The 21,393-nt window shown below is 63.5% G+C and carries 31 protein-coding genes; 17 read left to right on the top strand and 14 right to left on the bottom strand.

Annotated elements, in window-relative coordinates:
• Window positions 1-2: 2 nt before the first annotated feature.
• Entirely contained in the window at window positions 3-320 is a 318-nt protein-coding gene (locus tag QA645_RS23925) for a hypothetical protein (protein ID WP_254131131.1), read from the top strand.
• Window positions 321-329: 9 nt separating this feature from the next.
• Here QA645_RS23925 and QA645_RS23920 read toward each other — a convergent pair whose 3' ends face one another.
• The 3 genes from QA645_RS23920 to QA645_RS23910 form a co-directional block, all read right to left on the bottom strand.
• Window positions 330-899 (bottom strand): TetR family transcriptional regulator, encoded by a 570-nt coding sequence (locus QA645_RS23920; RefSeq protein WP_254193452.1) that lies wholly within the window; start codon window positions 897-899, stop codon window positions 330-332.
• Window positions 899-1,243 carry a multidrug efflux SMR transporter gene (locus QA645_RS23915; RefSeq protein WP_254131133.1) on the bottom strand — a complete coding sequence of 115 codons (345 nt, stop codon included), beginning with the start codon at window positions 1,241-1,243 and terminating at the stop codon, window positions 899-901. Before QA645_RS23915 ends, QA645_RS23920 begins: the two co-directional genes overlap by 1 nt.
• Before the next feature lie 201 nt (window positions 1,244-1,444).
• Entirely contained in the window at window positions 1,445-2,110 is a 666-nt protein-coding gene (locus QA645_RS23910; RefSeq protein WP_283044154.1) for an O-methyltransferase, read from the bottom strand.
• 98 nt (window positions 2,111-2,208) lie between these two features.
• Here QA645_RS23910 and QA645_RS23905 point away from each other — a divergent pair, with 98 nt between their 5' ends.
• The 3 genes from QA645_RS23905 (at window position 2,209) to pdxY (ending at window position 4,447) form a co-directional block, all read left to right on the top strand.
• Window positions 2,209-2,853 carry a TetR family transcriptional regulator gene (locus QA645_RS23905; RefSeq protein WP_283044153.1) on the top strand — a complete coding sequence of 215 codons (645 nt, stop codon included), beginning with the start codon at window positions 2,209-2,211 and terminating at the stop codon, window positions 2,851-2,853.
• Window positions 2,854-2,944: 91 nt separating this feature from the next.
• Complete coding sequence (locus QA645_RS23900) at window positions 2,945-3,586, top strand: FMN-binding negative transcriptional regulator (protein WP_283044152.1); 642 nt, start codon at window positions 2,945-2,947, stop codon at window positions 3,584-3,586.
• A gap of 48 nt (window positions 3,587-3,634) precedes the next feature.
• A complete protein-coding gene (gene pdxY / locus QA645_RS23895) occupies window positions 3,635-4,447 on the top strand; it encodes a pyridoxal kinase (protein WP_283044151.1) in 813 nt (270 codons plus the stop codon).
• 8 nt (window positions 4,448-4,455) lie between these two features.
• Here pdxY and QA645_RS23890 read toward each other — a convergent pair whose 3' ends face one another.
• Complete coding sequence (locus tag QA645_RS23890; protein WP_283044150.1) at window positions 4,456-5,877, bottom strand: hypothetical protein; 1,422 nt, start codon at window positions 5,875-5,877, stop codon at window positions 4,456-4,458.
• Window positions 5,878-5,966: 89 nt separating this feature from the next.
• On the opposite strand from QA645_RS23890, the gene QA645_RS23885 reads away from it, so the two are divergent.
• The 3 genes from QA645_RS23885 to QA645_RS23875 all read left to right on the top strand — a co-directional run bounded on the left by QA645_RS23885 (window position 5,967) and on the right by QA645_RS23875 (window position 6,810).
• Complete coding sequence (locus tag QA645_RS23885; protein ID WP_283053664.1) at window positions 5,967-6,209, top strand: hypothetical protein; 243 nt, start codon at window positions 5,967-5,969, stop codon at window positions 6,207-6,209.
• Window positions 6,190-6,354: a Flp family type IVb pilin gene (locus QA645_RS23880; protein ID WP_254135398.1), complete on the top strand. Its 165-nt coding sequence runs from the start codon at window positions 6,190-6,192 to the stop codon at window positions 6,352-6,354. The genes QA645_RS23885 and QA645_RS23880 overlap by 20 nt, the downstream gene beginning before the upstream one ends.
• A gap of 207 nt (window positions 6,355-6,561) precedes the next feature.
• The gene (locus QA645_RS23875) at window positions 6,562-6,810 is read left to right on the top strand and encodes a hypothetical protein (protein ID WP_254131139.1); all 249 of its coding nucleotides are present in this window, start codon (window positions 6,562-6,564) and stop codon (window positions 6,808-6,810) included.
• Between the two features lie 60 nt (window positions 6,811-6,870).
• On the opposite strand, the gene QA645_RS23870 is transcribed toward QA645_RS23875, so the two are convergent.
• The gene (locus QA645_RS23870) at window positions 6,871-7,035 is read right to left on the bottom strand and encodes a hypothetical protein (protein ID WP_283044149.1); all 165 of its coding nucleotides are present in this window, start codon (window positions 7,033-7,035) and stop codon (window positions 6,871-6,873) included.
• A gap of 101 nt (window positions 7,036-7,136) precedes the next feature.
• On the opposite strand from QA645_RS23870, the gene QA645_RS23865 reads away from it, so the two are divergent.
• Window positions 7,137-7,283: a hypothetical protein gene (locus QA645_RS23865; RefSeq protein ID WP_187437598.1), complete on the top strand. Its 147-nt coding sequence runs from the start codon at window positions 7,137-7,139 to the stop codon at window positions 7,281-7,283.
• A 4-nt stretch (window positions 7,284-7,287) separates the two neighbouring features.
• Here the strand turns inward: QA645_RS23865 and QA645_RS23860 are convergent, their stop codons facing one another.
• On the bottom strand, window positions 7,288-7,869 hold the full coding sequence (locus tag QA645_RS23860; RefSeq protein WP_283044148.1) for an Ada metal-binding domain-containing protein: 582 nt from the start codon (window positions 7,867-7,869) through the stop codon (window positions 7,288-7,290).
• A gap of 113 nt (window positions 7,870-7,982) precedes the next feature.
• Here QA645_RS23860 and QA645_RS23855 point away from each other — a divergent pair, with 113 nt between their 5' ends.
• Together QA645_RS23855 and QA645_RS23850 are read left to right on the top strand one after the other, a co-directional pair.
• Entirely contained in the window at window positions 7,983-8,402 is a 420-nt protein-coding gene (locus QA645_RS23855) for a nuclear transport factor 2 family protein (RefSeq protein ID WP_283044147.1), read from the top strand.
• Window positions 8,403-8,475: 73 nt separating this feature from the next.
• Window positions 8,476-9,396, top strand: coding sequence for a DMT family transporter (locus tag QA645_RS23850; RefSeq protein ID WP_254131142.1), 921 nt, complete (start codon window positions 8,476-8,478; stop codon window positions 9,394-9,396).
• Between the two features lie 12 nt (window positions 9,397-9,408).
• On the opposite strand, the gene QA645_RS23845 is transcribed toward QA645_RS23850, so the two are convergent.
• From QA645_RS23845 to QA645_RS23825, 5 genes are all read right to left on the bottom strand, one after another.
• Window positions 9,409-10,257: a porin family protein gene (locus QA645_RS23845; protein WP_283044146.1), complete on the bottom strand. Its 849-nt coding sequence runs from the start codon at window positions 10,255-10,257 to the stop codon at window positions 9,409-9,411.
• 177 nt (window positions 10,258-10,434) lie between these two features.
• Window positions 10,435-10,722, bottom strand: a complete 288-nt coding sequence (locus QA645_RS23840; RefSeq protein WP_254193462.1) for a hypothetical protein — start codon at window positions 10,720-10,722, stop codon at window positions 10,435-10,437.
• Between the two features lie 97 nt (window positions 10,723-10,819).
• A complete protein-coding gene (locus QA645_RS23835) occupies window positions 10,820-11,062 on the bottom strand; it encodes a hypothetical protein (protein WP_254131145.1) in 243 nt (80 codons plus the stop codon).
• Window positions 11,063-11,195: 133 nt separating this feature from the next.
• Window positions 11,196-11,546: a zinc ribbon domain-containing protein YjdM gene (locus QA645_RS23830; RefSeq protein ID WP_283044145.1), complete on the bottom strand. Its 351-nt coding sequence runs from the start codon at window positions 11,544-11,546 to the stop codon at window positions 11,196-11,198.
• 199 nt (window positions 11,547-11,745) lie between these two features.
• Window positions 11,746-12,582: a PhzF family phenazine biosynthesis protein gene (locus tag QA645_RS23825; RefSeq protein ID WP_283044144.1), complete on the bottom strand. Its 837-nt coding sequence runs from the start codon at window positions 12,580-12,582 to the stop codon at window positions 11,746-11,748.
• A gap of 215 nt (window positions 12,583-12,797) precedes the next feature.
• Between QA645_RS23825 and QA645_RS23820 the strand changes: the two genes are divergently transcribed.
• The 6 genes from QA645_RS23820 (at window position 12,798) to QA645_RS23795 (ending at window position 17,149) form a co-directional block, all read left to right on the top strand.
• Window positions 12,798-13,604 (top strand): FkbM family methyltransferase, encoded by an 807-nt coding sequence (locus QA645_RS23820; protein WP_254193466.1) that lies wholly within the window; start codon window positions 12,798-12,800, stop codon window positions 13,602-13,604.
• Between the two features lie 305 nt (window positions 13,605-13,909).
• Window positions 13,910-14,191, top strand: a complete 282-nt coding sequence (locus QA645_RS23815) for a hypothetical protein (RefSeq protein WP_254131151.1) — start codon at window positions 13,910-13,912, stop codon at window positions 14,189-14,191.
• A 262-nt stretch (window positions 14,192-14,453) separates the two neighbouring features.
• Complete coding sequence (locus tag QA645_RS23810) at window positions 14,454-15,452, top strand: acyl-CoA desaturase (protein WP_283044143.1); 999 nt, start codon at window positions 14,454-14,456, stop codon at window positions 15,450-15,452.
• 237 nt (window positions 15,453-15,689) lie between these two features.
• Window positions 15,690-16,199 (top strand): GDSL-type esterase/lipase family protein, encoded by a 510-nt coding sequence (locus tag QA645_RS23805; protein WP_283044142.1) that lies wholly within the window; start codon window positions 15,690-15,692, stop codon window positions 16,197-16,199.
• Between the two features lie 175 nt (window positions 16,200-16,374).
• The gene (locus QA645_RS23800) at window positions 16,375-16,803 is read left to right on the top strand and encodes a MerR family transcriptional regulator (protein WP_254193470.1); all 429 of its coding nucleotides are present in this window, start codon (window positions 16,375-16,377) and stop codon (window positions 16,801-16,803) included.
• A complete protein-coding gene (locus tag QA645_RS23795; protein WP_254193471.1) occupies window positions 16,739-17,149 on the top strand; it encodes a carboxymuconolactone decarboxylase family protein in 411 nt (136 codons plus the stop codon). The genes QA645_RS23800 and QA645_RS23795 overlap by 65 nt, the downstream gene beginning before the upstream one ends.
• A 170-nt stretch (window positions 17,150-17,319) precedes the next feature.
• On the opposite strand, the gene QA645_RS23790 is transcribed toward QA645_RS23795, so the two are convergent.
• From QA645_RS23790 to QA645_RS23780, 3 genes are all read right to left on the bottom strand, one after another.
• Window positions 17,320-18,114, bottom strand: coding sequence for a transglycosylase SLT domain-containing protein (locus tag QA645_RS23790; RefSeq protein ID WP_283044141.1), 795 nt, complete (start codon window positions 18,112-18,114; stop codon window positions 17,320-17,322).
• Window positions 18,115-18,161: 47 nt separating this feature from the next.
• Window positions 18,162-18,923 (bottom strand): hypothetical protein, encoded by a 762-nt coding sequence (locus tag QA645_RS23785; protein WP_283044140.1) that lies wholly within the window; start codon window positions 18,921-18,923, stop codon window positions 18,162-18,164.
• Window positions 18,924-19,404: 481 nt separating this feature from the next.
• Window positions 19,405-19,920, bottom strand: coding sequence for a ParB N-terminal domain-containing protein (locus tag QA645_RS23780; RefSeq protein ID WP_283044139.1), 516 nt, complete (start codon window positions 19,918-19,920; stop codon window positions 19,405-19,407).
• 356 nt (window positions 19,921-20,276) lie between these two features.
• On the opposite strand from QA645_RS23780, the gene QA645_RS23775 reads away from it, so the two are divergent.
• Window positions 20,277-20,783 (top strand): hypothetical protein, encoded by a 507-nt coding sequence (locus QA645_RS23775; RefSeq protein ID WP_254135399.1) that lies wholly within the window; start codon window positions 20,277-20,279, stop codon window positions 20,781-20,783.
• The last annotated feature ends 610 nt before the right edge of the window (window positions 20,784-21,393 follow it).

The following is a 21,393-nucleotide window of genomic DNA, read 5'->3' as shown; positions in this document are numbered from 1 at the left end:
CCGTGGCCGCAGCTGCGATCGCGCTGACGGCGCCGTTTGCCTTCGCGCAAAATCTCGACGCCGGCAAATCGGCTGAAAAGCTGTTCGCCGACGGTTGCACGGCCTGCCACCGCAGTCCGCGGGGGCTGGCGAAAGGGCGCTACACCCTGACGCTGTCCTGGTTCCTGCAGGACCATTATTCGGCCGGTCCCGACTCGGCCAAGGCGCTCGCAGCCTATCTGGTGTCGGTCGACACGCCGCCTCCCGTTGCTCCGGCGAAGCCTGGCGCAAAGTCACCCCGATCCAAGCCGCATCCGCCCAAGCCGGCGCAGAGCCAGTAGTCGGCTGGGCTAGACGCGCCGATAGGTCTGCGCGATCAGGCGGTCGTGCACGGCGCGCAGATCGGCGTTCATGCGGGTCTGTCCCGTCGTGACAAAGGACAGCCAGGCGCCGTCTGCGGCCAGACGTACGATCTGCAGCTCAGGCGTCGCATCGGTGGCGCGGTGGCGTTTGAGGCGCGCCTTCATCCAGTCGTTCCAGAGCTTGCGCAGTGAGGGGTCGGTGACGACCACCATGCTCAACGCCGCCCAGGGCGTGGCGAAGCCGAACGCCTTGCCGGTGAACACCGCATTGACATAGGCGCGCGTAAAACTGCCGCGCGGCTTGGGATCCGCTTCGATGGCGGCGTCGATCTCGGCATCAACGCGGGCGAGCAGATCGGCGAACAGGCCCTCGATCAGCGCCTGCTTGCTTCCGAAATGGTGGAACAGCCCGCCTTTGGTGACGCCGGCCGCCGCTGCCACCGCTTGCACCGTGACACCGGAGACGCCGTGGTCCATGGCGATCGCTGCGGCGTGGTCCAGCAGGGCGCGCCGCACCTGCTCGGGCTGCTTGGCGCGGGTATAGGCGCTCGCCGGCATCAATGCGCTGTCGTCTGCGAGAACAGGTTGATCACCACGACCCCCGAGACGATCAGTCCGATGCCGACGAAGGCTGCGGCGTCCAGCATCTGGCGGAACAGCACGAAGGAGACGGTGGCAGTCAGGATGATGCCGATCCCGCCCCAGATCGCATAGGCGATGCTCAGGGGGATGACGCGGATCGCGACCGACAGCGCGTAGAACGAGGCCACGTAGAACAGCACCATCGCCAGCGTCGGCCAGGGCCGCGTGAACTGCGCGGACTGCTGCAGGAAGGCGGACGCCGTCACCTCGAACACGATGGCGAGGGCAAGCGCGGCATAGGAGGTGAAAGCGGACGTCATGACGATCTCGGGCCTGGCGCGCGAAAGATACCGCGCGGTAGGTATGTTTAGCACGCGTAATCTGGCTTTTGTCGGGAGCGGATATCACGTGTGAGTGACGAGCCTGCGACAGGGAGCGATGAGCCCGGGGCTACGACGGGAAGCCGCCGCGCGACAAATCGCGCAGCGGCTTCAAACCGTCGTGAGCCGTTCGATGCGGCGCTAGTTGACCCGCACGGTGAGTTCGACGTGCCCGGCGAAGGGCGTGGATATGTAGCCGCTGCCCGGATTGCGGACGCGCGCGAGATAGTCCGGGCTGAAATCGGCGTTGTCGGCGACGATGATCGCGCCGGGCTTCAGACGATCTTCGACCAGATCGAGGATCTCCGGGTAGAGCGCCTTGGCGCCATCGAGCAGCACGAGATCAATCTGATCGGGCAAATCCTTGCCGAGCGTCTTCAGCGCATCGCCTTCGCGGATTTCGACGAGATCGATCAGCCCGCCGTCTCTGAGATTTTCCCGCGCCCGCGCTACCTTGGACGGCTCGAATTCGCTGGTAATGAGCCTTCCCCCGCCATTGTCGCGCAACCCTGCGGCCAGATGCAGGGTCGATATACCGAACGAGGTGCCGAACTCGACGATCATCTTCGCGCGCGAGCTGCGCGCCAGCATGTAGAGCAGGCTGCCCGTCTCGCGCGAGACGGCGAGCGGCGCGTCCCTCAGGCGTGCGTAGAGGTCGCGGTAATCGGTCTTGCTCTGCATCATCCGCGCGCGGTCGGCGTCGGTCACGTCGGCGAAGGCGGCTCGTGTCGCGCCGCGTGCGGCTTCGTCCTGGTCGAATAGGCGATCCAGCAGCGGCGCAAGCGAGGTGATGGTCGGGGTGGTCATTCGGTGTCTCCAGAGTTCGCGGCAAGGCGTGGGCTTGCGTGCGGATTGAAATACGACTAATTCGTCGCATTTCCTATTCGCATTCCCCCGGGTGGACCGTGGCCGATCGTCGAAGTCGTTCAGTTTCCTCACGAAAACAGCCGCAGCAGACCCGCTCCAACGAGCTGGTCGCGGCCATCCTCGATGCCGCTGTTCAGGTTCTGGCGAAGGAAGGGGCGCAGCGTTTCACCACTGCGCGGGTGGCTGATAGGGCCGGGGTGAGCGTCGGATCGCTCTACCAATATTTTCCGAACAAGGCGGCGATCCTGTTCCGCCTGCAGAGCGACGAGTGGCGAAGCACGAGCGAGCTCCTGCGCGGCATTTTGGCGGACCAGACGAAGCCACCCTTCGTGCGTCTGCGCGCGCTGGTGCACGCCTTCATACGTTCCGAATGCGAGGAGGCGGCGATCCGCGGCGCGCTGAGTGATGCCGCGCCGCTCTATCGCGATGCGCCCGAGGCCGAGGCGGCGCGCGCGGCCGGCGAGGGCATCGTCGCAGTCTTCATGCGCGAGGCGCTGCCACAGGCCTCGGAGGCGACGCGCGAGCTTGCCGGGGAGCTGATCAAGACGACGCTGGCGGAAGTCGGCAAGCGGTTCTCGGAAGCGCCGCGCAGCGAGGCCGAGATCGCGCGCCACGCCGACGGTCTGGCCGACATGTTCTGCGCCTACCTCGATCAGCTTGCAGGCCGCGGAAGTCATTCCTGACATCTGCGTTTTGCGGCCCAATATCGTTTCGGATTTCGTGGGATCATGGGTTAGCTTTCCATCGCCCGTCGTCCAGCCCGAGTGCCGCGCCATGCATGTCCTTCGGCCCCAGTTCCGCATCGAGCAGCAGCGCGCTCTGGAATTTGCGTCAAGGCGCGGCTTCGGCGTGATCGTGGCGGCGGATGCGAACGGCCCGCGCGCCTCGCACGTGCCGTTCGTGCTGGTCGAGCGCGATGGGCGCGCGATCGTGCAGATCCATTTCACGGCAAAAAACCCGCTGGTCGAGCTGGCCGACGGCGTCAGGCGCTTCCTGCTGATCGTCGCCGGCGACGATGCCTACATCTCCAACGATTGGTACGCCTCGCCCGACAATGTCTCGACCTGGCTTTACGAGGCGGTGCATCTGTCGGGTGTGATGCATCTGCGCGGGCACGATGAGAACCGTGGTCATGGCGATGCGCTGCTGGCGGTTGCCGAGGCGCGGCTGCCGAAACAGCCCTGGGACCTCCAGCAGATGGATCCGGGCAAGCGCGAGAGCATGCTGGCTGCGATCCGCGTCGTCGATCTCGTGGTCGATCAGATCGAAGGGCAGGCCAAGCTCAACCAGCATAAAAGCGACGCGGACCATGTCGCGGTCGCCGATCATTTGGGGCGGTCGGAGGAGACCGGGCACCGGAGGCTGGCGCGGAAGATGCAAGCGCTACGGCCGGGGCTCGGGTACGAATTTTCGTGATCCGCGCGACGCTTGCCACATCGCGCTTTTGACCCTACGGACCTCTGCATGCTCGTCATCTCGATTCAAAGCCAGGTGGTCCACGGCCATGTCGGCAACAGCGCGGCGGTCCACGCGATGCAGGCGGAGGGCGTCAACGTCGCTGCGGTGCCGACGACGCTGCTGTCGAACCATCCGCGCTATCCGACCGTGCGAGGGCGGGTACTCGACGCCGAGCTGGTCGCCGATCTGTTGCGAGGTGTCGAGGAGCGGGACCTTGTCGACGAGGCGGCCGTGCTCGTCACCGGCTATCTCGGCTCGCCCGACAACGCCGTCGTCGTCGCCGATTTCGTCGAGCGAGCGCTGTCGCGCAATTCGAAGCTCGTCTATCTCTGCGATCCCGTGATCGGCGACGACGGCCGTGTGTATGTCGCCGACGGCATTTTGGACGTGGTGCGGCATCGCTTGTTGCCGGCCGCACATTTGATCACGCCGAACCAGTTCGAGCTCGAGCTGCTCTCCGGCGCCAAGATCGCAGACACGGATAGCCTGCGTGCTGCAGCGGCTGCCCTGGCGGGACAACGCCGGATCGACGTCGTTGCCACCGGCTGCACGCTCGCCGACACGCCCAAGGGGCAGGTCGAGACGATCCTGTGTGCTGATGGACAATTGTCGCGCTTTGCGACGCCGCGCCTCCCGATCCGCCCCTATGGCACCGGCGATCTCCTCACCGGCCTGATCGCGGCGCACCTGGCCAAGGGGACGCCAATCGAGGCGGCAGTGCGGCTTGCGGTCGAGACCATCTTCGCTGTGCTCGTTCGCACCGAGCAGGCAGGATCGGCCGAGATGCGTCTCGTCCCGTTGCCGGCCTCAGAGAACTGAGCGACCGCTCACGTCGTTCGCTTCGCGGCGGACTGTGCCGACTTCTGCGATCTTGCCGAGCTCTTCTGCTCCCGCGCGGCCTGGGACTTCGGCGGCCTCGCGCTGGCCACCGCGCGCGCTTTCTTCGATCGGGTGTTGGCGGCTTCCTTGCGGTCGGTCGAACCGCCGCGCTTCGAGATATATTCCTGACCGTCGATCGGGCCGACATGCGGCGGATCGCGACCGAGATAGGGCCGGCCGATGCCGAGCGCCTTGCCGTTGGCATCCACCCACTTCCACAACACTTCGGTCGAGACCCAGCGCTGCGCGCGGTTGTTGCCCGCGGTCGAGACGATGTCGGCCGCCATGCCGTGACCGTAGCCGCCGCGAAGACTGCCGCCGTGATAGGAGCGGTTGGAGGCTGCCTTCAGGCCGCTTGCAATCTCCTGACGATAATCGTCACGGAACGCGCTGGTGATCCCCGGCGAGAGGCCGGCGGCTTCGGCCGCGAGCAGCATGCGAAACAGCTTCTGCTTGAAGCTCTTGTCCATGCCGCCGATGACGTAATCCATCAGCGCCATCTTGGCGCGGTCGGCCGCCTTCGGATCCTTCCAGGCAAAATCCTCGTCGACGAGTTTCGTGAAGCTGCGCATCACCGTGACCATCTTGCCCCTGCGCTTGATGGTGACGGCGCGGCGGTCCTCGACCTTGATCGAGTCTTCCTTTGGCGTGCGCTGATAAAGCGCCCAGAGATAGCGGTCGATGCAGGCATCCATCGCGAAGCATTCATCGAGCACGGCCACCGTATCGGCCGGCGGCGACGACTTGCTTTCGGTGACGGGCCCGCTCGCGATCGCCGCGGGCGACAGCGTTTCCTGCGGCACGACATCACCGGGATCGGCGGATGCAAGCTTGATGTTGGGCGCGGGCGCGGGCTCAACTTCAGCCTTGTCCGCAGCCTTGGTCTCTTCAGCCTTGGCCTTGGCCTCAACTTCAGCCTTGGTATCAACTTCAGCTTTGGCCTCGCCGGCGACGGGAGCGGCTTCGCTGATGACAGCGGCAGCCTCGCTGGCGGCGGCCGCGGGCTCAGGTGCGACCTGAGGCGCGGGCGAAGCCGCAGGCACGATGTCGGTCGGATCGGCCGAGGCGAGCTGGACGGCGGGGGCGGGCGTCTCGGGCGGAGTTGCTTCGACCAGCGCCACGCTGGGTGTAGCAGCCGCGGCGGCGGCGATGTCGGCGGTCAGCGCGATGCCATCATCGATCGTCGCCGCGCGCGGGATGTCGGCAAGTTCGATACGGGTGAGATCTTTGGCGCGGGAGACGGCGGCTGCATTGGCGCCGCTGTTCTCGATCAAAGCAGGGGCATAGGCGGAGAGGGACAGCGCCAGCCAGCCGACCATCACGGCCGAGGGGCACGAGACCGCCACAAGAAGAGACCGCCGATCATTCATGATCCCTGCCTCCAAGGTTCGTGAGCGAACCAGATTGCACAGCCAAGCACGCGGCGCGTCAATTGTTCGAGGGACGATGTGGCGGTGCAATGGCGCAAAACCCCTGGAAAGGGCTTTTCGCGCGAGTGTTGCCCGATTGCAACTTTGGTTCCCGCGCGGTTCCAGCAGCTTTACAGTGGGAGGAACAGGCAAAATCGGCCCCGAATGCCGATCAAATTGAATTATCCAGATTTACTCAATCTTGGATTGTGATGCTGCATTGCTCGCGTGCCGGCAACGTCCGGCAGATCTGGGAAGGATATGCTTGTGAAATTGAAATGCTTGTTGGCTGAATTCGTGGCCGATGAATCAGGTGCCACAGCGATCGAATACGGCCTGATTGCAGCGGGCATTGCGCTCGCGATCATTGAAGTCATTTATGCGCTCGGCACCAATCTCGTCGCAAAATTGCAAGCATTGGCGACTGCCTTGAAATAAGGCGTTGTCGCCTCCCTTTTGCGGGCTAAGCGAAGCAATCCAGTATTACTTCCGTATAAGCCCTCGCAGCGAGGCGATTCGCCCAAGGCGTCCGGCGCGTTAAACATATCGCCATGCGCGACGCGCGATATTGCGTTGCAGCAATGCATGTCGCAATGCAGCAAATCAGCCTTACATGTGCTCCGAACTTCTCTTTGGAGCATCACCATGAACAAGAAGACTTTGTCGATCGCAGCCGCTGTCCTCGCTCTTGCGGGCACGACTGCCACCTTCGCCGCCGAGCTGCCGGCCTATGAGGCCAACGGCATTCCGGCCTCGCCCGTGCAGGTTCGCGTGCTCGGCGCCGCCCATGTCGAGCAGCAGGTGACGGCGCCCGCCACCAGCGTGACGGCGCTTCAGGCCGCGGTGCTGACGCCGCGCAAGCTGAAGACTGCGACCGTGGGTTCCGCCCGGTAAGACCGACATTGCACCCGGCCGAGAGGCTGGTGACAGAACCTTCACGACGTCATGGCCGGGCTAGTCCCGGCCATTTTTTTGTTCGCGGCTGTAATGCATGTCGTCGCGATGAAGTGATTGCTCACCGTAGGCGCGTTCCATCTCATGCAGTGCGTTGATGCGCTGACTGAGAATCTTTCGGCAGAAAAATTCCTCGCAACGCGCGACTTGTGTACCGGCGTTCAAAACGAGTGTGATCTCCTTAATACTTGTTTTGCAGATCGCGGCGCTTGATGCGGACGCCGCATATTGGCGGCCAAGAATCGTTTTTCATAATGGAGTCCGTCATGCCTGTTGCGCAGAAAGCCGTTGTTGTCGCCAATTCGCCGCGCGAATTCATCGTCCGGCACGTCGCGATGTTCGCAGCCGCCGCGCTGTTCGTGTTCGTGCTGAGCCTGACTTATGGCCTCGATCTCAGCCCCGGCTTCTTCTGAGCGATCACACTCTCCGTACTGCGCGCAAGCTTGATGGCGAACGGCCATAGAGCTCGGCGAAGGCGGCGTTGAAGCGCCGCAGGCTGCCGAAGCCGGACTGAAACGCGATGTCCGTCATGGTGTGCTCGCCCGCATCGAGCAGGCGCTTGGCGCGCTGGACGCGAAGCGTCTTGGCAAGCTGCTGTGGCGTCGCGCCGACGTGGCGCTCGAACAGCCGCGCCAGATGACGCGATGAGATGCCGAGCCGCGTCGCAAGCGTCACCACCGAGGCCGCGTCGAGCGCACCTTCGTCGATGAGCTTCATGGCGCGCGCGACCGTCGAACGCGTGCCGTTCCAGGCCGGACAGAACGGCGCGGTCTCGGGACGGCAACGCAGGCAGGGCCGAAAGCCGGCAGCCTCCGCCGCCGCTGCGGTCGGGTAGTAGGCCACGTTGCGCGTCAACGGATGCTTGGCGGGGCAGACCGGCCGGCAATAGATCCCCGTTGTCTTCACCGCCGTGAAGAACCGGCCGTCATAGCGGGGATCGCGGCGCAGCCGCGCGGCGTTGCAGGTCTCGAAGCTCAGCATCGATGGATGATAGCGCATGCCGGCGCTGACGAAAGTGCCGCGGGATGACCGAGTCCGATTGTGGCGAGCCGCGGACCTTCTCGCGGCCTAGAAGGCGCATCCTCACATCAACGCAAGCGAGGGAGCGCGCCGTGACCAGCCCGAAGGACATCGTGATCGCCGCCTGGAAAACCTTTTCGTCGCGCGACATCGAGCGCATCGCGGCGCTGTTCACGGAGGATGCCGAGTGGATCGCGCCAAAGGGCAACGCCACGGCCGTCGCGCTCGACCACACCGACCACATGGTCGGCGCCGAGCAGATCGCGCGCTTCATCGCGCAGGAGATGCACAAGATGTTCTCCGGGATCGATATCGCCTTTCGCGGCGTCTATGCCGACGGTGACACCGTCATCGTGGAGGAACGGATGCGTGCGACGCTCGCCGGTGGCAAGGCTTACGAGAACGACTACTGCTTCGTGTTCACGGTGGCCGGCAATCGCATCCGCGAGGTCAGGGAATACATGGATACGCGCAAGGGATGGCGCATGGTCTTCGGCGAGGAGGCACGATGATTGGATCACCGCGTGCCAGCCCTGCAGCCGCGTGGGTTGAGCCGATCGGCGCACTGACATAAGGCTTGGGCCCATGGATCAGCGAACGAGCGGCGCTGACGCTCTCACTCAAACGAACGATGCGACGCAAGCGCTAATCGGCGTCGTCTGCGGGCTGTCGGCTGCGCTGTTCTGGGCGCTCGGCTTTGCCGGCACGCGGCACGGGCTGAAGGTCGGCTTCACGCCGGTCGATCTCCTGGTGCATCGCTACGTCTGGTCGGGCATCGCCTTCCTGCCGCTGGTGCTGCGCGCCGGCGTCTCCGATCTCTGCGGCATCGGCTGGGCGAGGGGGCTTGCGCTGATGGTGCTCGGCGGCCCCGTGATGTCGCTGATCTCCTACACCGGGTTCCTGTTCGTGCCGCTCGGCCATGGCAGCGTGATCCAGCCGTCCTGCGCGACGCTCGGTGGCCTGTTGCTGGCTGCGCTGTTCCTGAAGGAGCGGATCTCCGCCTCGCGATTGGCCGGTGCGATCGTGATCGTCGGCGGGCTCGGCGTGATCGGCGCGGAATCGATCGGCCATATCGGCATCGACGGCGTGCAGGGCGATCTGATCTTCGTGCTGACCGGCCTGATGTTCGCCGGCTTCGGCGCGCTGCTGCGCCACTGGCGCGTTTCGGCGGTGTCGGCCGCGCTCGTCATCAACGTGCTGTCGCTGCTGCTGCTGCCGATCTACATCGCGACCGTCGGTCTCGCCCACGTCGCCGCGATCGGCATCACCGAGAATGCGATCCAGGCGCTGGCGCAGGGCGTGCTCGCCGGTCCTGCCGCGCTCTATCTGTTTGCGGTCTCGGTGCAGCGCCTCGGTGTCGCGCGCGCGGCGGTGTTTCCGGCCTGTGTGCCGGCGCTGACGCTGCTCACCGGATGGCTGCTGCTCGGCGAGCCGCCGACGGCGCTGCAGGCCGCCGGGCTCGTCACGGTGCTGTGCGGGTTCTATCTGGCGCAGCGACAGAGCTGAGGCGCGGCCAGCTCAGTATTTGGCGACGAGCGGCGTGCTGCCGAACTTGTAGTTGAGCGTCAGACGTGCCGTGTCGACGACAAAGCGCTGGCCTTGCGTGATCGTCGTCGTGGGCGCGAGGCCCGTCGTATCGACGGCCGTGACCGACGAGCGCCCGAGATCGACATGAAGGTACTCGAGCCCGACGTTCCAGTTTCCGAAGGCTTTCGAGACGCCCGCACCGGCGCTCCAGCCCACGCGGGTCTCGGCAGCGCTCCCGACGAAATTGATGCCGGCGCAAGCAACGCCGCCCGGGGTACACGCAAATCCAATGCTGCTTTCCGTCCGGCCGTAGGCAAGGCCGCCGGTGCCGTAGAACAGCCAATCATTGGCGGCGTAGCCGACCTTTCCGCGCAAGGTGCCGAACCAGTTGATCTTGGCCGACAGGCTTTCGTCGGCGTTCGCGGCCGTGGTCACCGCCGAAGTCGTCACCAGGCGACTGGCGCGAAAATCCGCGGCTTGAATGTCCGTGACGGCGCCGACCACCCATTGGCCGAACTGCTTGTCGTAACCGAACTGAAGCCCGCCAAACACGCCATTCGGGTTGAGGTTCGGGAATTGATTTCCGCTGACGAAGCCCGGAAAGCCGGTGGTCAGAAACGTCGTGATGTTTCCTGCGTTGCCGGGATTGACGAGGCTGAGACGGGGATCAGTATTTTCACCCCAGCCATAACCGACATTGCCGCCAACATAGAATCCGGTCCAGTCGTAGACCGCAGCGATCGGCGGAGCCTTGACATAGGGCCGGGCAGCCAGATCGGCCGCCTGGGCGCCGGTCAGTCCAATGATTGTCAGGCCCGCCGCGAGCGTCAGTCTTTTCATGAGGCAATTCCAACTTCCGGATCAAAACACCTGCGAAAATACCTCAAGTTGTCTCGGCCGAATGTAGTGAATTTGACACACCGGCAAGCAAACGGCATTCGCCGGCGCGGCTGCAGGGCTCGCGCCGGTGCTTGCGAATTCCATCTCGCGTCACGGGAGAGATAGAGGGCGCCGCGACTAGCCGCTCTTCGCCGGCGGGCTGCAGGTGACGGTGCAGCTGTTGAAATCGCAGACCAGCAGTTGGGATTTCGCCGGGCATGCCTTCAGGCTGCGGATCGGCTTGGGCTCGCCGCCGGGGACGACCATTTCGAGCGTGGTGCAGTTGCCATAGCGGGAGCAGGCGCCGCTCGGGAAGACGATGTCGGTGCAGCGACAGGTCTGTGCCGCGTTCGCCGGTGCGCTGCCGACGAACGCGATCGGGGCCACGACGAGCGACGCGGCCAGGATGAACTGACGGAAATGCATGACGACCTCCCTATGGTTGTAAAGTATGCGGCAAGTTACCACAGGGGAGGTGCGGCGCTTGTGAAGCGCCTCACAAGGCCGCGCGTGCGAAGCTACTCTAATCGCCGACCTGGACCAGCCGCGATCCCTTGACCGGGGATTTCGGCAGCTTGCCGGGCTTCTTCTTTGCTTTTTTGACGGTCGCCTTCGCCAGCGCCGGTGACTTCTCGAGCCGGTGCAGGATGTGCTTGATCAGCCCCTCGCGATCGGACTTCTTGTCCAGGGCGTAGTGCTTGATCGTGATCTCGAGCCGATCCTTTTTCGGATGATAGTCGTGGTCGAGTGACGGCTTCTTCGACATGGACGGAACCCCCTCATGATGCAGCCGGGCTGCGTGCCCTTGCGTGTCATCCTAGCTGCATCGGGTGGGTTCGCCTATCGCGGTGTGCGTTCAGCGCGCAGGGGTATGACGCGTTGCCGAGCGGTGGGGCGGGTTAGGCCTTCCTTACGAACTCCGACTTCAGGTTCATGGCGCCGATGCCGTCGATCTTGCAGGCGATGTTGTGGCCGTCGGTGGCGTCCTGGAGACGGATGTTGCGGACCTTGGTGCCGCCCTTGACGACCGAGGACGAGCCCTTGACCTTGAGGTCCTTCATCACGATGACGCTGTCGCCATCGCTGAGCGCATTGCCATGGGCGTCGCGCACGCCGCCTTCATCAGGTGCAGCCGCTTCCGCACCCGCCGCGGCGCTCCATTCATGACCGCACTCCGGGCAGATCCAGAGATCGCGATCCTGATAGGCGTGCTCCGACTGGCAGGTGGGACAATGTGTGGAATCATTCATGCTGGTCTCGATCCTGGAAGGGAAACGCCTCGGCGGTCTTGATGCAGATCAATTTTAACGAAAACAACCCCATGCACAGTAGAAATGCTCGCGGGTTTTGAATTTCGGCGAATCGGAATAACATTTGACCCGTCGGGCAAAACAGGTGCATCATGGCAGGGTGGGCAGCTGCGATGGTTGAGGGCTGCACCCCGACGCACTACCCCTCCATGAACCGCGCCGTGCCCGACACCCGGATCGAGCTGCCCTTGGCCGCGCCGATCTCCGCGCGGATCAGCGAGCGCGCGCCCATGTCTTCGCCCTGGACGATGTCGATGGCGCCGCCGTGCGGCCAGCCGATGTCGCGCAGATAACCTGCGAACGCTGCGGCGGCCGCACCCGTCGCGGGATCCTCGACCACGCCGCCGGCGGCAAAGGCATTGCGAACATGAAACAGCCGCGGCGTTTCCACCGTCACCAGGGCGATGGTGACCAGGCCCGCTTGCTCCATCAGCGCGCGGCCCCGTTCGAACTCATAATTCATGCGCGCGAGCGCCTCGCGCGATCGCAACGCCAGCAGGGCATGATCGGCGCCGCCGTGAATTTTCGCAGGGCTCAGTTTCTGGTCGAGATCGCCGCTGGCGTAACCGAACAGATCCAGCAACGCATCCCGCAGCGACGCATCGAGCGGCGTGCTGCGTGTCGGCGGCGACTGCAGCGCGGCTGCGATGGTGGTGCCGTCGCGCTGCCCCGAGACGGAAATGTCGGCATCGTTCAGATGCAGCCCAAAGCTGCGATCGCCGTAGCGATGCGCAAGCGCCGCACCGAGCGCGATGGTGGCGTGGCCGCAGAACGGCACCTCCATCGCCGGCGAAAAGTAGCGCACGCGCCATGCCTCGCCCTCGGGTGCGGCAAAGGCCGTCTCCGAAAAGCCGACCTCGGCTGCGATTGCCTGCATCGCCGCTGCATCCGGCAACACCTCGCCGATCCAGACACCGGCGGGATTGCCGCCAGTGTTGCCGTCGGAGAAGGCCGCGATACGGAGAACTTTGGTCATGAGGTGATCCTGTTGGCCGCAAGGCACCGGTGCGAGCGCCTGGCTCGCTGCGTAGGATGGGTAGAGCGACGCGAAACCCATCAAATAGCTGTTGTGGGATGATGGGTTTCGCAAGGGCTCTACCCATCCTACGTATCTGGATCCATGGAATTAGATAAGCTTCGCGTAAGCTGGCGTTGGGATAGAGGCGTCTATTCTGAGGGGGAGATTCTGCAATGCCGATCGCGGGGCAAAAGCTGGCCTTTGTCATGGCTTCGACCAGCCATGGGACGATGATCGTCAATCGATTCGACTATCGCATGGTCGCCCCTGACCGCGGCTACGGTGTCGGGTTTCAGCTCCTCGAGGGCGCCGCCTTCGATCCCGGCGAAGTCAAGGTCGCGCTCGAGTTGCTGGCCTTGCGGCGCAAGCACCACGGCGACGGCGTGATCGCGATCGACTGCGGCGCCAATATCGGCGTGCACACGATCGAATGGGCGTCCGCAATGACGGGCTGGGGCTCGGTGATCGCGATCGAGGCGCAGGAGCGGATCTACTATGCGCTCGCCGGCAACATCGCCATCAACAATTGCTTCAATGCGCTGGCCGTGCACGCGGCCGTATCGTCCGAAGCCGGTACGCTGCAAATCCCGAATCCGGACTATTTTACGCCGTCCAGCTTCGGCAGCCTGGAATTGCAGCAGCGTCCGAACAATGAGTTCATCGGCCAGCAGATCAATTATACCGACAACACCGTTCTGGTCCGGAAGATGACGCTGGACGAGCTCAATCTGCCGCGCGTCGATTTCATCAAGATCGATATCGAGGGCATGGAGATGGAGGCGCTGAGCGGCGCCCGGGAGACCATCAACAAATATCACCCGGTGCTGCTGATCGAGAAGATCAAGACGGACATCCCGCAACTCGAGCGATGGCTCGCCGACAACGGCTACAAGCCGTTCGGGCTCGGCATCAACATTCTCGCAGTCCATCAGGGCGATGCGAGCCTGAAGGATATCAACGCGCCGCAACGGGCGGGGTAGGCGGAGCGCGGCTTCACGGAAGCGAATGTCTCGTAGGGTGGGCAAAGCGAAAGCGTGCCCACGGACTTTTTGTGACGGAGAGAGGTGGTGGGCATGGCGCAAGTGCGCCTTTGCCCACCCTACGGCTTCGTGGCCGCGTAGGATGGGTAGAGCGTCAGCGAAACCCATCAAGTGTCGTCGTGGAATGATGGGTTTCGCTGACGCTCTACCCATCCTACGGGCTGCGCCGCTACCAAGTCGTGATCGAAATTCGCTTGCCTTGCTTTGCGTCCTTTTGCACTCTTGCCGGGCAAGGAGACCAACGCATGAAGATCAAGACTGTCGCGTGTGCGCTCGGAACGGCCGTAGTGCTGTGCAGCCTCGGGATGTCAGGTGCCGAGGCCAAGACGCGGAAGGCCGTCGTCGTTCGCGCACCGCAAGAGAGGCTCATCGTCACGGCGCCCGTGCTGCGGCCAACGCCGTGGGATTACAATGTCGTTCCGCGCTATCGTTATCGGCCCGAAGACGACCGCGTCGATCCCTATGGCCCGCCGATCGTGCCGTCATATGTTCGTTACGAGGGATGGCGCTGGCCGTATTGGTGGTAGTGCGCAGCAATTCTTGGCTTTCGTAGGGTGGGCAAAGCGGAGCGTGCCCACCTGTTCTATCCGCATCAATGAGATCGTGGGGACGGCGCTTTGCGCCTTTGCCCACCCTACGGCATCGACGCTGACGCGCCATCCCGGCCACACCTGCTAACCACGTCCGATTCGGGTTCCGGCTCCGCGCTCCCCCGGCCTTGCCTGACATTCCCCCCGTCTATACCTTGCGTTGCGAAAGCGACGATTTTCTAGGAATGGATCGGCTGGAATGACCGTTATTGAGCGCGTGGCATCGGAGCAATCCGCGGCCCCGAAAATGCCGCCCGGCGTGCTGGTCGATGGCCCGGTGGTCGACGCGAAATTTCGCGATTCCTACATCTCGTTCGCCCTGATGATCGGAGGCTCGATCGGCGCGCTGATCTGGGCCTTCACGTATGGGATCGGCCGGGTGGAGATTTCGGTCTTCGCCGGCATGTTCATGCTGACCACGATGGGTATCGGTTTCATGCACCGCTACTTCGTGCATCGAAGTTATCGGGCGGGTCCGGTGATGCGGGCGATCCTCGCTGCGATCGCCACGATGGCGGTGCAGGGCTCGATCCTCAAATGGGTGAGCAACCACCGGCGGCACCACCTTCACTCCGACAAGCCCGGCGACGTCCACAGCCCCTATTATGACGGCGACGGTTATCGCATCGCCTCCTTCGCCAAGGGGATGGGGCACGCGCAAGGCAATTGGGTGTGGGACCGCGCCACCACCGATGCCGAATACTATGCCCGGGATATTCTGGCCGACCCGATCGCGATGTTCTTCACGCGGACGCGCTGGTACTGGTACGCGCTGTCGGCGCTGATCATTCCCGGCGGCATCGGCTATGCCTTCGGCGGCGTGCACACGATGATCGGCTGCGTGCTGTTCTCCGGCCTGTTCCGCAGCTACCTCATGACCATGGCGACGTCGCTGGTCAACTCGGTCTGCCATAGCGATGGCCGCTGGGGCTATCGCCGCTATGAGCTCAACGACGGCACCACCAACGAGCTGGTGACGACGATCCTCACCTTCGGCGAAGGTCTGCACAACAACCATCATCGCTTTCCGCGCGATGCCTATCTCTCGCACGCCTGGTACGAGATCGACATCAACGGCCTGATCATTTTGGGACTCGGGAAGCTCGGTCTGGTGCACGACATCTTTATGGCCGGAAGCCGGCAGCGAGCCGCAGACGGCGGGAAGGGGTCCGTGCCGGATACGGAGGCGACGGTCTGATCGGCACCCGTAGAAGCCGTAGGATGGGCAGAGCGAAGCAAAACCCATCAACAGCCGTCGCGGAATGATGGGTTTCGCAAGACCTCTACCCATCCTACGGGCTACGCTCTCCAAGGCCGGATATCCGGAAGGAGAGTTGCCAAACGCGCGCGGACTGGCGAACATGGGTTGCTGATCTCGTCGGGGCATTCATTCGGCCCCGATCGACGCTATTTTGAAAAATCATTGGAGGGCGCCATGAATCGTTCGAGTTTGCGAATGTTCTTCCTTGCCGTTGCGGCCATCGTCGTTGCCACCGTCAATCCTGCGTCCGCGCAGATCGTGGCGCTCGGCCACAGCGCGGTCCACGGCAACGTCTCCGAATCCGAGATGTGGCCGGCCGTGCTGGAAGGCTTGCTGCGCGCCAAGGGATCTCAGGTTCATGTCGTCAATGCCGGCGTGTGGGGCGAGACCACCGATCAGACGCTTGCCCGTACGCCGAGCGCCGTTCCGGCAGGGACCAAGCTCGTCATCCTCTGCGACAACCCGGCCAATGACGTCAGGCACAATATGAGCCCGGTCAAAGCCATGGAGAACATCGCGGCCATCAAGAGCCAGTTGAAGGCCCGCGGCATCCGCGTCGTCGACGTCTGGGGAACCTACATGTCGGTCTGGCGGCAGCCGGGCAGCGTCGGTCCCGACGGCCGTCATCTCAGCGTCGAGGGCAACAGGAAGATGGCGGCGGCTGTGGTCGGCGTGGCGAGGTAGCCGACAGCAAAAGCGAAACCCATCAAGCGCCGCCGTGATTGATGGGTTTCGCACGTGCTCTACCCATCCTGCGACACTGGTTCTGGTGCCTCGCCGACCGGCGCATTTTCCCTATTGACTTAGAGTGCGCTCTAACCGGTAGCTTCCCGTGCGTCGTGACGAAAGAAGGGCGTTCATGAAGATTGGTGGACTGGCAAAACGTTCGGGACTGTCGACCCACACCATCCGATACTATGAGCGGATCGGGTTGCTTCCCCACGCTGAGCGGGACCAATCGGGCCAACGCGAGTACGACGCATCGATCCTGACCTGGATAGAATTTCTCGGCCGTCTCAAGACAACCGGAATGCCTATTCGGGACATGCTGCATTATGCAGCCTTGCGGGAGCGTGGCGTCGGCACGGAAGCGGAACGCTGCGCCTTGCTCGAACAGCATCGCGAAAAAGTTCGCGCCCAAGTGGCCGATCTGCAGGCCTGCCTTTTCGTCCTCGACACCAAAATCGCCGGATACACCGGCGAGGACAAGAGGATGAGAGAATATGAAGCATCAATCCCCGAGCGTCGGCGAAAGCCGGCTGGAACGCGGCAAGCGGGCGCTCGCTGACATCGACGGCGAAGCTGGCCACAACGTCATTGCTGCGCTGGCGGATATCGCTCCCGATTTCGCAAACTATATTTTCGAGTTTCCGTTTGGCGACATTTATTGCCGCCCCGGCCTCGACCTGCGCGCCCGCGAAGTCGCAACCATCGCAGCGCTGACGGCGATGGGTACCGCGACACCTCAACTGAAAGTCCATATCGCGGCGGGGCTGAATGTCGGGCTGACCAAGGACGAAATCACCGAGGTCATCATGCAGATGGCTGTCTATGCGGGCTTTCCTGCAGCGCTCAACGGCCTGTTCGCCGCCAAGGAGGTCTTTGCTGCTCGGCGTCCGGGCCAGAACGGGTAACAGGACGATGGTGGTAGGCGTGGCGAGGTAGGCGGGCGTGCAGGGTGGATAAGCACAGCGCACCTTTGTATCCGCGGAGGCTGTCCGTAGGATGGGTAGAGCGAAAGCGAAACCCATCAAGTGCCGTCGTGGAATGATGGGTTTCGCAAGAGCTCTACCCATCCTACGCGTCAATTGTCGTCATCCGCCGCAAGCCGCTGAAACTGCCGCTTCATTGTGTTGACCCGCGAGACATAGCTTGCAACGAGATGATCGCCGCAGCGCTCAGTGGCGATCATCTGAAAGTGGCGGCGCGCATAGGCGGTGGCGGGACCTCCGCCGCAAAGATGGATGAAGGCGGCGAGGTCCTGTTTTTGCTGCGCCGTGGCCTTCACATCGCCGGCGCGGGCGAGGACGTCAGCCACCTGGCGATCCAGATACACCGAGGCGAGCTCGATCGCGTGGCTCGGGATCGCGCGGGTGTAGAGGAAGGTCGAACCGCAGCCGTTGTCAGTCACCACATTGCCGCGCACACAGAACCGCGCGGCGTCGCTCAGTGCCGGATCGGTCATCTGGTAGAGGCCGACGGCGGAGGAGGCGGGCCGGTAGATCGCGAGCGGATTGATGCTCCATCGCCAGCGCCAATAGGTGCGCGCCACCGGATTGCCCGAACTCTCGACCTGCGCGAGGGCCGCCAGCAATTCGGGCGTGATCGTCGCGGTGGAGTAGGTGCGAAACAGCGCGCCGTATTGGCGCCAGTTTTCGGCCGGCTCCTTGTCGAGGGAATTGCCGATGAGGACGAACAGCTCTGTCGGCTTGCGGATGACGTGATAGGTGAGGTTCAGGAGCGCTGCGGCCGCAAGCAGGATCGCTGCCGTGCAGGCGATCCGAACCATTCGCGGCGCTCGCGCGAACGTCTTTCGCACCCACCGGGTACCCCGCCGGACGCTAAGGCGAGGGAGGAGGCGCTTGCTCTTGCTTGGCATGGGTCGTGTGTAGCATAGCACCAGGGCTGATGGCCGTGAACGCGAGCTCACCAATCCGCATCGCCGTAAGGATCCATCATATAGGGCGGGGGCATCCAGTGTCCTCGCGGCGAAGGCCTGGGCCGCCGGGGCGGTGCGGCCGCTTGCACGTGCGGCCGTGCGGGCGCAGCCGTGTCGTTGCTCACCACGCTCCGCACGACGGGTTTCGCGGATGCAGATGCGGGAGCAGACGCGGGTGCAGCCGGCAGTTGCGTCTGCAGCGCCTGGACCTGCGCGGCGAGGCGCGCATTGTCGGCTGCATCCTTCTCCTGCGCCGCCTTGAGCTGCTGAATGGTGTCGGCCTGCTCGCGCAGCGTCTGCTCGCTGCGGCTTTTCAGTTGCTCGAGCTTTCCGTTGATGCTCGCAAGCTCGCTGGTGATGGTCTTGAGCGATTGCGCAAGATCGGAAGATGATGTGTCGGGTGCCTGGGCGCCGGTTCTTGGCGCGTCCGTTTTTGGCGCGTCGGCTTTTGCAGCGTCAGGTCTTGAAGCGTCAGGTCTTGAAGCGTCAGCTTTTGGAGCGATTTCCGGTTCCTTGCCGGGCGGCGGCGCCGGCACGGGCGTTGGCCCATCCGCGGCAGCCAGTTGCACGGCCGGCGGTTGCGCCGGACTTTCGACCGCGGACGCGCGTGGCGGTTGACCGGCAGCGGGCGGCGCCCATCGCGCCATGATCGACTTGCTGAACGATTTGGCCTCATCGCGATATTGCGAAGCGAAGGCGGCACCGAGAAGGCCGATCGCGAGCACGAGGATAACCAAAGCACGCAGCATGGGCCGATCTCCCCTCAGGCCTTGATGGCGAACCGTGCTAGCTCGTGCCGGCACGATGTCCCTGCGAGGCTTGTCCTCGGGAGGCTTGTTCTCGGGAGTCTTGGCCTCGAGAGGTTTGGCCGCCTTCGTACCGCCGCTTGCCTGCGAGGCCCGCGAGCTTTCGCCGCCGCGTTCCATTCCGGAAACCAGCCGGTCCAGCCGCGCGAGGTCTTCCTCTGCGCTCTTGATCTGGTCAAGGGCTCGCGCCAACCCGCCATCGGCGCGCCCCTCGCTCGGCTTGGGGGCCTCAGGCTTTTGGGGATCGGGTTTGGGGTCGTCCGCTTCAGGCACCGATGCACGCTCCATCCAGTCGGGCGCTAATGGCAGTGCGGCAGTCCGATCTTAGGGAAGGATAGGCCTCACCGTCGTCCAACACAACGCGCGTGCGAAGGAGAAATTGTGGCGGGCTCGGTGCACTGTCACCGCAATTCGGAGCCCGCAATCAATAGCGGCCGCCGCTGCCCTTTTGCTGCGTGATCCAGGCCGACAATGATTTCGGTGGCGCTTTCGCAGTCCGGCCCGGTGATGCCTTCGGATTGTCGCGGGCGCCTTGCGTCGAACGGGTGCGCGGCGCTTCCGTTGCGTTGACACGCTTCGCGGCAGCCGTCGATGCCTCTGCGGCTTCCCTCTCGAGGCGCAACTGTTTCAATCGCGCCATCTTGAGGCGCTCCGCCTCGACTTCGGGTCCGTCGGACAGCAGGGCCTTGTGTTGAGCAAGCTCGGCCGGGACCAGGACACCGAGAATGGTTGTCTCGCCGAGCGCCTTGCAGGCTTCGAGCCGATGCAGTCCCTCGACCAGAACGAGGCGGTCTCCGTCGAGCCGAACGGAAATGGGGGCCTGTTGTCCGATGTCCAGAATGCTTTCCGCGATCTCCGCGACGCTCTCGAGCCTGATCGCTTTCTTCTGCTTCGTGGGAACGAAGATCTTCTCGATCGGGAAGCTTTCCGGTTTGGGCATAACTCGACTCCGCTTCTACCGGGCCCGTCGGAACCCATGCCGGTAAGGTTGGGAGTTTAGCTCGTAGGATGGGTAGAGCGAAGCGAAACCCATCAATGTCCGTCGTGGAATGATGGGTTTCGCAAGTGCTCTACCCATCCTACGGGCTGTCATCGCAATTCCCATCATCTTCGCGAACCGCAAATACGGGTGGTTGAACGCTTGTGACACCCATCATCCCCGCGTGCCGCGTTGGCAGGCGGAGAAAAATGGCAAAGTTGAGACTGTCAACGATAGATTGGGTTAGCAATGCCACTTATCCACGTCATACACTGAGTGCCGTTTGGGGTGCGGGGTGCGTATTGGGAGGGTCAATCATGGCAAGTGTCGGACAATTGCGCAGGCACGAAGGAGTGAACCTGGTTCAACTCGAGGCGGACATTTCATCGATCCGCCACGGAAGCTCGATCGCTTCAGTTGCTCTGCCTGATTACGTCGAGCACACCGAGGGCGTCACGCGCGTCGGCGCGCTCAGTGCAGAGGCGGTCATTCGCGACTATGAATCCGCTGCAAGAGAGATCGAGGCCATGGGCACCGAGTTGATCGACGCCGCGCAAAAATGCGAGGTGCTGACGGCCCAGGTCCATGATGCGATTGCCTTCATGCGCGAAACGGCCGCGGGCTATCGTGCAGAGGGACGCAAGATATTCAAGCGCATCGAAGAATGCGCGCTCTTCACGGAGGACGTCCGCAAGACATGTGAAGAGGTCAAACGCAGAATGACGGAAATCTCGGTCGGCGAGTCCCCCAATGAGGAGATTGCGGCGCCAGTGCGCGAGCTGAGCGGAATCGCGGCCAACGTGTCGATGTCCGAGATGCCGTGATGCGGGAGCGGTAGTAGCTCGTAGGATGGATAGAGCGAAGCGAAACCCATCAATGTTCGTCGTGGAATGATGGGTTTCGCAAGTGCTCTACCCATCCTACGGGCTGGCCGACTGTGCGAATGTCTGGCCGCCGCAGCGGTTGGGCCAAATCGCACAGCGCCCAAAAAAAGTCGTACCGCAATTGTGAATTGGTCCACAGACGGCGGCCGTCCTGTCTGTTTATCTGCGGCCAAACGGCCCCTCGTGCGCACGCTTGGTATTGCGCACTTGGCGCCTCCGCATTCCGCAACGACTGGGTCATCGCTATGGGCGTTTTTCATCGCACGGCCATGCTTTGCAACTGGATCATCGAGTCCACCATGAGCGGGTGTACCGAGAGATTTCGCGTGCGCTGAACAAGGCGTGCAGGAGTTGTCTTGAGGCCCCGCCGGTGAGGACGGGGCCTTTCTTATGTTCGCAATCTGCCCACTCCAGCCCGGCGGAGCCTTCGCAAGAAGGACGCAGGGTCATGTGGGAGTATTTTGGACCCGATTTCGCTTTCGACGTGGTCAAAGGGGTGGTCGCTGGGATCGCCTCATTGGCAGTTCAGGTCATCGCCCCGCGGACCTTT

The organism is Bradyrhizobium sp. CIAT3101 (assembly GCF_029714945.1).
Classification (GTDB): Bacteria; Pseudomonadota; Alphaproteobacteria; order Rhizobiales; family Xanthobacteraceae; genus Bradyrhizobium.
Note: the sequence above shows the minus strand (reverse complement) of the source record. Positions and strands in the feature narration are given on the sequence as shown.